Raw genomic sequence first — 8203 nt, forward strand, 5'->3', positions numbered from 1 at the left:
CAGCCAGTCCGCGGCGGGGGCCGGGTCGGGTTCGGGCGGTTCCTCGACGATGACGTGGGCGTTGGTGCCGCTGACGCCGAAGGCCGAGACGCCGGCGCGACGGGGGCGGTCGCCAGGCTCCCAGGGCACGGCCTCGGTGAGCAGCCGGACGGTGCCCGAGGACCAGTCGACGTGCGGGGTGGGCTGGTCGACGTGGAGGGTCGGCGGCAGCACGCCGTGCCGCATGGCCATGATCATCTTGATGAGTCCGGCGGCGCCCGCCGCGGACTGGCTGTGTCCGATGTTGGACTTGACCGACCCGAGCCACAGCGGTGTCCGCGGTGAGCGGGCCGCGCCGTAGGTGGCGATCAGGGCGTGTGCCTCGATCGGGTCGCCGAGGGTGGTGGCGGTGCCGTGCGCCTCGACGGCGTCGACGTCGCCGGTGGTCAGGCCGGCGTTGGCCAGAGCCTGTCGGATGACGCGCTGCTGGGCGAGCCCGTTGGGGGCGGTCAGCCCGTTGCTGGCGCCGTCGGAGTTGATGGCCGTACCGCGGATCACGGCCAGCACGGGATGCCCGAGGCGGCGCGCCTCGGAAAGCCTGGCGAGGACGAGGACGGCGGCGCCCTCGGACCAGGCGGTGCCGTTCGCGGCGGCGGCGAAGGGCCTGCAGATCCCGTCGGCGGCGAGTCCGCGCTGGCGGCTGAAGGAGGTGAACGCGCCGGGGTGGACCATGACGGACGCGGCACCGGTCAGCGCGAGCGTGCACTCGCCGGCCCGCAGCGACTGCACGGCGAGGTGCAGGGCCACCAGGGCGCTGGAGCAGGCGGTGTCCACGCTCAGCGTCGGGCCCTCGGTGCCGAGGACGTAGGCGAGGCGTCCGGACAGCACGCTCGGGGAGTTGCCGGTCATCAGGTAGCCGTCGAGGCCGTCCGGGGCCTCGTGCAGCGGCATGCCGTAGTCCTGCGGGTCGGCGCCGATGAAGACGCCGGAGCGGCTGCCGCGGAGCGTGTCGGCGTTGATGCCGGCGCGTTCCAGCGCCTCCCACGCGGTCTCCAGGACGAGGCGCTGCTGCGGTTCCATGGCCAGCGCCTCGCGGGGGCTGATACCGAAAAAGCCGGCATCGAAGTCACCGGCATCGCGGAGGAATCCGCCCTGGCGGACGTAGGTTGTGCCGGGGGTGGCGGGGTCGGGGTCGTAGAGCCGGTCGAGGTCCCAGCCGCGGTCGTCGGGGAAGTCGTCGACGACGTGCCGTCCTTCGGCGATCAGCTGCCAGAGCCGGTCGGGCGAGGCGGCGCCGCCGGGGAAGCGGCAGCCGATGCCGAGGACGGCGATGGGCTCGTCCGCGGCCGGGGGTGGCGTGATCTCGTCGGTGGCCTCGGCGGCGGACCCGATGAGTTCGGCGCGCAGATGGCGGGCCAGGTCCGCCGCCGTGGGGAAGTCGAAGCCGACGGTGGGCGGCAGGGTCAGGCCGGTGGCCGCGTTCAGCAGCCGCTGGAGCTTGACCAGGCCGAGGGAGTCCACGCCGAGTTCGCGCAGCGGGCGGGCGGGGTCGACCGCGTCCGGCTCCTCGCCGGCCTCCCGCAGCACGACCAGCACCTGTTCGCGCACCAGCTCGACCAAGACTCGTATCTGCTCGGGTGCGGGCAGCGCCCCCAGCGTGTGTGCCGACGTCAAGAGGTTCCTCCGCGATGTGCGTCCGCCTGCCGTTGCGGGTCACGTTCGCGCACGGGCCGCCGGTCAAGAGCCCCTAACGACCCCTAACGCGCGCTCAGTCGGTCCGGACGGTGCCGGGCCCCCCGGCCGCTTCCCCGGCCACCGGGCCGCCCGCTCGGCCGGCCGCCTCCTCGGCGAGGCGTCTGCGGTCGATCTTCCGGTTGGAGTTCAGCGGGAACTCCGCCAGGTGGGTGAAGCGCCGGGGCAGCATGCCCTTGGGCAGGAGCTCGGCGAGCTGCTTGGTCAGGCGGGCGGCGGGCACGGGTTGGCCGGTGTAGAAGACCACGATCTCGGCGGTGCCGCCGGTGGTGCGGGTCACGGCCACCGCGTCCCGTACGCCGGGGCAGGCGCCGAGCGCGAACTCGATCTCGGCGAGCTCCACCCGCCAGCCGTTGACCTGCACCTGGGAGTCCCAGCGGCCGAGGTAGACCAGTTCGCCGTTGTCCAGGGCGCGCACCCGGTCGCCGGTGCGGTACCAGCGGCGGCCGTCGTGCCGCAGGAACCGGCCTTCGTCGTCCTCCGGTTCGAGGTATCCGGGGGTCATCTGCGGTCCGGTGACGCACAGTTCGCCCTCGCGGTCGGAGAACGCGCCGTCCGGGGTGAGCAGCAGGTGGTCGTGGCCCTCGTGCAGTGCGCCGATCGGTACGAGGCCGTTGACGCACAGGTCCGGGGAGGTCTTCGGGGACCAGCGGTGGCCGCTGACGGTCAGGGTGAGTTCGGTGGGGCCGTAGATGTTCTCCACGGTGGCGGCGGGGGCCGCGGCCTGCCAGTCGGTGACGTCCGCCGCGCGCAGTGCCTCCCCGGCGAACAGGCTCCAGCGCAGCGTCGGCATGCCGCCGGGGGCGAGACCCCGGGTGCGGCGGGCGAGGCCGATGGCGCTCGGCGCGGAGAACCAGACGGTCAGGTGGCGTTCGGCGAAGAAGCCGGGCAGGTCCCGGTAGGCCTGTGCGGGGACGGGGTGCAGGCTCGCGCCGGCGCCCCAGGCACAGAACATGTCGAACATCGCGCAGTCGAAATTCAGGTCGAACGTCTGGGAGAAGGCGTCGCCGGCGTGGAAGTCGTAGTGCCGGTCGGCGAGGGCGAAGTAGTGCCGGATCATGCCGTGGGTGAGGGGCACGCCCTTGGGACGGCCGGTCGATCCCGAGGTGAACAGGATGTAGGCGTGGTCGGCGTCGCGCACCCGGGCCGGTGCGTCGAGCGGACGGCCGGTCGCCGGCATCGCGTACGGGACCGTGTCGCCGGCTCCGGGCGCGAGTACGGGCAACCGCAGGCCGGACCGCGCGAGTTCGCGCAGGGTGGCGAGCCCGGGTCCGTCGGCGATCACCGCGTCCACCCCGGCCGTGACCAGCATCCGCCGGGTGCGTTCGAGCGGGAAGCGGGCGTGCAGCGGTACCACGGTGGCACCGGCGTAGAGGGCGGCGAGGACACCGGCGTAGCCTTCCAGGCTCCGGTCGGTGAGGACGCCGACGGCGCGCGGCGGCCCGCCCGGGGCGGCGTGCAGGTCGCCCGCCCGGCGCAGGGCCAGCTCGTGCAGTTCGGCGTAGGTCACGCGGCTGGTTCCCACCCGTACCGCGGTGCGGTCGGGGGCGGTGGCCAGGCCCCGCAGGAAGCGCGTGGTCAGCGCGGAGTCGACCAGGTCGGACATTCCGATCTCCAGCGAGTAAGGGGGGCATAGGGGTTGCCGATACGTCCGGTAGTGGTCTTGCATCGCGAAGACAGCCACGTCTCTGAGTGGGAGTCATCATGCTCGACGCCAAGTTCGACGCCATACTGCGCAGATACCTTCCGTTCATATCCCCGGCGGACGCGATTGACGAGGAAACCTCGCTGCGGGATTACGGTCTGGATTCCATGGCCACGGTGGAGCTGATCAGCGACCTGGAGGCGGAGTACGGCATCCGGTTCGTCGACGACCTGCTCAGTCTGGAAACGTTCGCCACACCCGGTCGGATCTGGGCGAGCATTTCACGGATGACCGCGCCGGCCGAATGACCGAACGGGCATCCGGGGCCGCCGGGCCCGGTGGGCGGAGTGCCCTTTTCGGGCGCCATGCTGACGGGGAGCCGGCGTAGCGCGGTACCCCTATCGACCCCAGCGTTCACCGGCCGCCACCCCCTTTCGGTGACCTCGTGTTCACTGCAAGTCGACGCTACGCGCGAATACTTGACGGTAAGTCACCTATGGCAGAGGGGCAGGATCGGACAGGGACCGCCCCGGCGTCCGGCCGTCACCGGCCGGCCCCGCCGGGCGCACCGTCAAGAATCAGCCAACCCCACATGACGCACCACTGCGGCAAGGCCGACCTGGCGCCGTGTCAAGGGATTTGAGTGAAACCTGAGGGAACGGCCACGAACAGGAGAGCACGCTGTCCATGGGCAAGGAGACACCCTCACAAGATATTTACCGATTCTCTTGCGCGGTCGAACAGTCGGACAAATAATGCGACCATCATGACGGACAGCATTACGGCCAAGATCACCGGTCCGCGTGCGGGCCTGCACCATGGCATTTGGTGCCTGTTACTTGTCCATTCAACTGTTCCCGGGCGAACACAACAGTGATTCGCCGCGAACTCATCTGCCGTTCGCAGTCCATTTGATGTCGGCCGGTCCCCACCGCGAAACCTGCATTTTACTTTCCACCTGAAAAGCAGAACTTCCCTCGCGTGAAAGAGGTCCCCAAAGATGGGTCGGGTTGAGAACAAGGTCGTCGTGATCACCGGCGCGGCCAGAGGCCAGGGCCGCAGCCACGCGGTCCACCTGGCGCGGGAGGGCGCGGACATCGTGGCCGTCGACCTGTGCAAGGACATCGAGACCGCCGGCTACTCCATGGCCAGCAACGAGGACCTGGACGAGACCGCCAGACTGGTGCGCGAGACCGGGCGCCGCGCGGTCGTGAAGTACGCCGACGTGCGCGACTACGCCGCCGTCCGCTCGGCCGTCGCCGAGGGTGTCGCCGAACTCGATGGAGGTGTCGACGTCCTCGTCCCCAACGCGGGCATCCTGCCGATGGGCCAGGACGTGACCGTGGACGGCTTCGCCGCCAGCGTCGACGTCAACCTGGTCGGCGTGCTCAACACCGTCCACGCCGCGCTGCCGCATCTGCGTGACGGCGCCTCCGTCGTGCTGTCCGGCTCCATCGCGAGTCTGGTGCCGCCCATCGGCGAGGACGAGATGGCCGGCGCCGGCTACGTGGGCTACCGCTTCAGCAAGCACGTCCTCGTCGACTACATGAAGGAACTCACCCTTCAGCTCGCGCCGCGCGGCATCCGGGTGAACTCGGTCCACCCGACCACCGTGGACACCGACATGACCAACAACGATGCCATGCTCCGGACCTACCGCCCGGATCTGGAGAACCCGACCAAGGACGACGTGGCACCGATCCTGGCCACTCTCCAGGCGATGCCCATCACCCACGTCACGACCGCGGACGTCTCGCACGCCGTCGTCTACCTGGCCTCGGACGAATCGCGGTACGTCACCGGGACACAGCTGAGGATCGACGGAGGCGCCATCGCCAGACATCGCCTGTGAACGGGGCGGGCGCCGCCCGGCGCGAAGTCCCGCTCAGCACAGAAAATGCCGAGCTCGGGGGGTAGGCACTTATGGCGAGAATGGGCTACGACGCGGCGCTGTCCCAGTTGCGGGACCTGCTCGCGGAAAGCACGTGCGGCAACGGCAGACTGGCGCTCGTAGAAGGCGGCCTGGCGAGCGGCAAGACGCACCTGCTGCACGAGTTCTCACGGCAGGCGGCGAAGGCGGGAGCCCTGATGCTCACCGCCACCGGCTCGAGGGCCGAACGGAAGCTCGCGATGGGCGTCGCCGACCAGTTGCTCCGCAGCGCCGGCCCGGCGGCGTCCCTGCCGGAGCACGCCGCGCGGCTCATCGGCATCCCGGACGAGTCGGCCGGTTCGTGGGGAGCGAACCAGCCGGGCCCGTACGGCAGTCCGGACACCAGCATCCGCGAACTGTGCGGCGTGCTCCTCGACCTGTGCGCGGACCAGCCGCTGGTACTCGCGGTGGACGACGTGCAGTTCGCCGACGCGCCGTCGCTGCGGCTGCTGCTCTCGCTGCAGCGCAGAATGGTCAGCAAACGGCTGCTGATCGTGCTCAACGAGTGGCACCGCGGCAAGCCGACGCTGCCGGAGTTCCGGGCCGAGCTGACCCGGCACCCCTGCAGCCACATCCGGCTGGCCCCGCTGTCGGTCGAGGACATCACCACCCTGCTGGCCAAGGAGGGGGTCCCCGAGCCCGCGCGGCTCGCCCACGGGTACCACCGGCTCACCGGCGGCAACCCGTTGTTGCTGCACGCGGCGCTCGACGACCGGCTCGGCGCCGTGTTCACCGACGAGGACGCCGACCGCGAGGGACCCCTGGCCGGGGTCGCGTACGCACAGGCCGTGCTGGCCTGCCTGTACCGGTGGGACGCCGAGCTGCTGTCCGTGGCGCGCGCCGCAGCGGTCCTCGGCGACCGCTCCTCGCCGGCGCTGATCGCCCAACTGCTCGCCGGCAGGCTGGAGGAGACCGAGGAACTCGTCCGGATCCTCACGGAGGCCGGCGTGCTGCTCGGCGGCCGGATCCGGCATCCGCGGGGCGAGTCCGCGATCCTCGACGGCATGCCGCACGGCGAGCGGTCGGCGCTGCACACCCAGGTGGCGCGGCTGCTCTCCCAGGCGGGCGCGACGGCCGGCGACGTGGCCCGGCACCTGCTGGCGGCCGGCCAGGCACCCGAGCCGTGGGCGGTGGCCGCCCTGCGCGACGCGTCGGAACTCGCGCTGACCGCGGGCGACCCGGAGACCGCGGTGCGCTGCCTCGAACTCGCGGTCGGTGCCAGCGCCGACCCGCGCGAGCGCAACGCCGGCATGTACGCGCTCACCCGCGCCCTGTGGCGGAAGAACACCGCGGTCGCCACCGCCTACCTGCCCCCGCTCCTCGACGCCGTGGAGGCGGGGCAGCTGCCGCCCGCCGCCGCGGTCGAGATCGTGCGCTACTCCCTGTGGCACGGCCAGACCGAGGCGGCGACCCGGGCGGCGGCCGCGCTGTGCGGGACGCCCGAACGGCTCGACCCGCGCAGCGCCGCCGAGCTGTCCGCGACCTTCCACTGGTACTTCGGCTCCGACCGCCGGCTGCGGACAGCCGGCGCCGACGGCGTCCGGGTGGCGGCGCGCAGGGGCACCTGGGCGCACGCCGTGGACCGGATGACGACGTTCTGGGTGCGCGGCGGCGGTGACACGGCCACCACGTCCGCCCAGCACATCCTGCAGAGCTGCCATGTCGGTGAGACGGCCCTGGAGGTGGTGGCGGGCGCGCTGCTCGCCCTGCGCTGCGGCAGCAAGCCGCACCTGGCGCGTTCCTGGTGCGAGCGGCTGGTCCAGGAGGCGGCCCGGTTCGGCGACCTCACCTGGCAGGCGGTGCTCAGCGGCGTCAACGCGAGCATCGCGCTGCGCCTCGGCGACCTGACCACCGCCGTGCAGCAGTCGGAGCGGGCCCTCCAGCTGCTTCCCGCCAAGGCGTGGGGCATCCTCATCGGGCTGCCGCGCGCCACCCTGGTCTCCGCCCGCACCAGTCTCGGCGACTACGACGCGGCCGCCCAGGTGCTGCGCCAGCCCGTGCCGGACGCCCTGTTCGAGACCTTCCTCGGCCTGTACTACCTGGAGGCGAGGGGCTGTCTGTTCCTCGCAACCGACCAGGCGCTCGCCGCGGGCGGCGACTTCCAGCTGTGCGGCCGGCTCATGCACGAGTGGGAGGTCGATTTGCCCGCGCTCAGCCCGTGGCGCGGCAACCTGGCGCTGGTGAACCTGGAACTCGGCCACACCGCCGAGGCCCGTGAGCTGGTCCGCCAGCAGCTGGAGCGGACCCGGGCGGCGGACATCCGGGTGCGGGGCATCTCCCTGCGGGTGCTCGCCGCCGCCAGTGAACCGGCCCGGCGCCCGGCCCTGTTGCGGCAGAGCGTCGAGTTCCTGACCGCGGCCCAGGACCGGCTGGAGCTGGCCAGGGCGCTCAACGACTTCAGCCTGGCCCACCAGAAACTCGGCGAGTTCGACCAGGCCAGGCTGCTGGCCCGGCGCGCCACCCAGGTCACCCGGGCCTGTCTCGCGCCGGGGCTGCCCGCCGAGGAGGAGGGCGGCGCCGAGCAGCGACGGGCACCGCAGGCCGGCTGGCGCCAGCAGGACCAGCAGTCGCGCCAGGTCCTCAGCGAGGCGGAGCGCCGGGTGGCGGAGCTGGCGGCGCTCGGGCACACCAACCGTGAGATCAGCCAGATGCTGTACATCACCGTGAGCACGGTCGAGCAGCACCTCACGCGGGTCTACCGCAAGCTGGGGATCACCCGGCGCACGGATCTGCTCTCGGTGTACGAGCTGCGCGGGCACGACGGCGAACAACACGAGCGCACCGAACTCGCCAGGGACGGCCTGCTGCCGACCGACCGCGAGGACATCGCCAGCTGAAACCCCGCCGGGGGGGGGGGGGGGGGGGGGGGGGGGGGGGGGGGGGGGGGGGGGGGGGGG

5 protein-coding genes are annotated in these 8203 nt (G+C 72.1%); 3 read left to right on the plus strand and 2 right to left on the minus strand.

Features of this window, described 5'->3' with window-relative positions:
• Both V7E45_RS36210 and V7E45_RS36215 read right to left on the minus strand, forming a co-directional pair.
• Positions 1–1653: type I polyketide synthase (locus V7E45_RS36210; protein ID WP_333778522.1), on the minus strand; the 1653-nt coding region annotated here is incomplete at its 3' end.
• Positions 1654–1747: 94 nt separating this feature from the next.
• Entirely contained in the window at positions 1748–3337 is a 1590-nt protein-coding gene (locus V7E45_RS36215; protein ID WP_333778523.1) for an AMP-binding protein, read from the minus strand.
• A gap of 98 nt (positions 3338–3435) precedes the next feature.
• Here V7E45_RS36215 and V7E45_RS36220 point away from each other — a divergent pair, with 98 nt between their 5' ends.
• From V7E45_RS36220 to V7E45_RS36230, 3 genes are all read left to right on the plus strand, one after another.
• On the plus strand, positions 3436–3684 hold the full coding sequence (locus V7E45_RS36220) for an acyl carrier protein (protein ID WP_317441293.1): 249 nt from the start codon (positions 3436–3438) through the stop codon (positions 3682–3684).
• A gap of 692 nt (positions 3685–4376) precedes the next feature.
• Positions 4377–5228, plus strand: a complete 852-nt coding sequence (locus tag V7E45_RS36225; RefSeq protein ID WP_333778524.1) for a mycofactocin-coupled SDR family oxidoreductase — start codon at positions 4377–4379, stop codon at positions 5226–5228.
• 71 nt (positions 5229–5299) lie between these two features.
• Positions 5300–8143, plus strand: a complete 2844-nt coding sequence (locus tag V7E45_RS36230; RefSeq protein ID WP_333778525.1) for an AAA family ATPase — start codon at positions 5300–5302, stop codon at positions 8141–8143.
• Positions 8144–8203 lie beyond the last annotated feature (60 nt).

This window comes from Streptomyces sp. IBSBF 3136 (assembly GCF_036815105.1).
Lineage (GTDB): Bacteria > Actinomycetota > Actinomycetes > Streptomycetales > Streptomycetaceae > Streptomyces.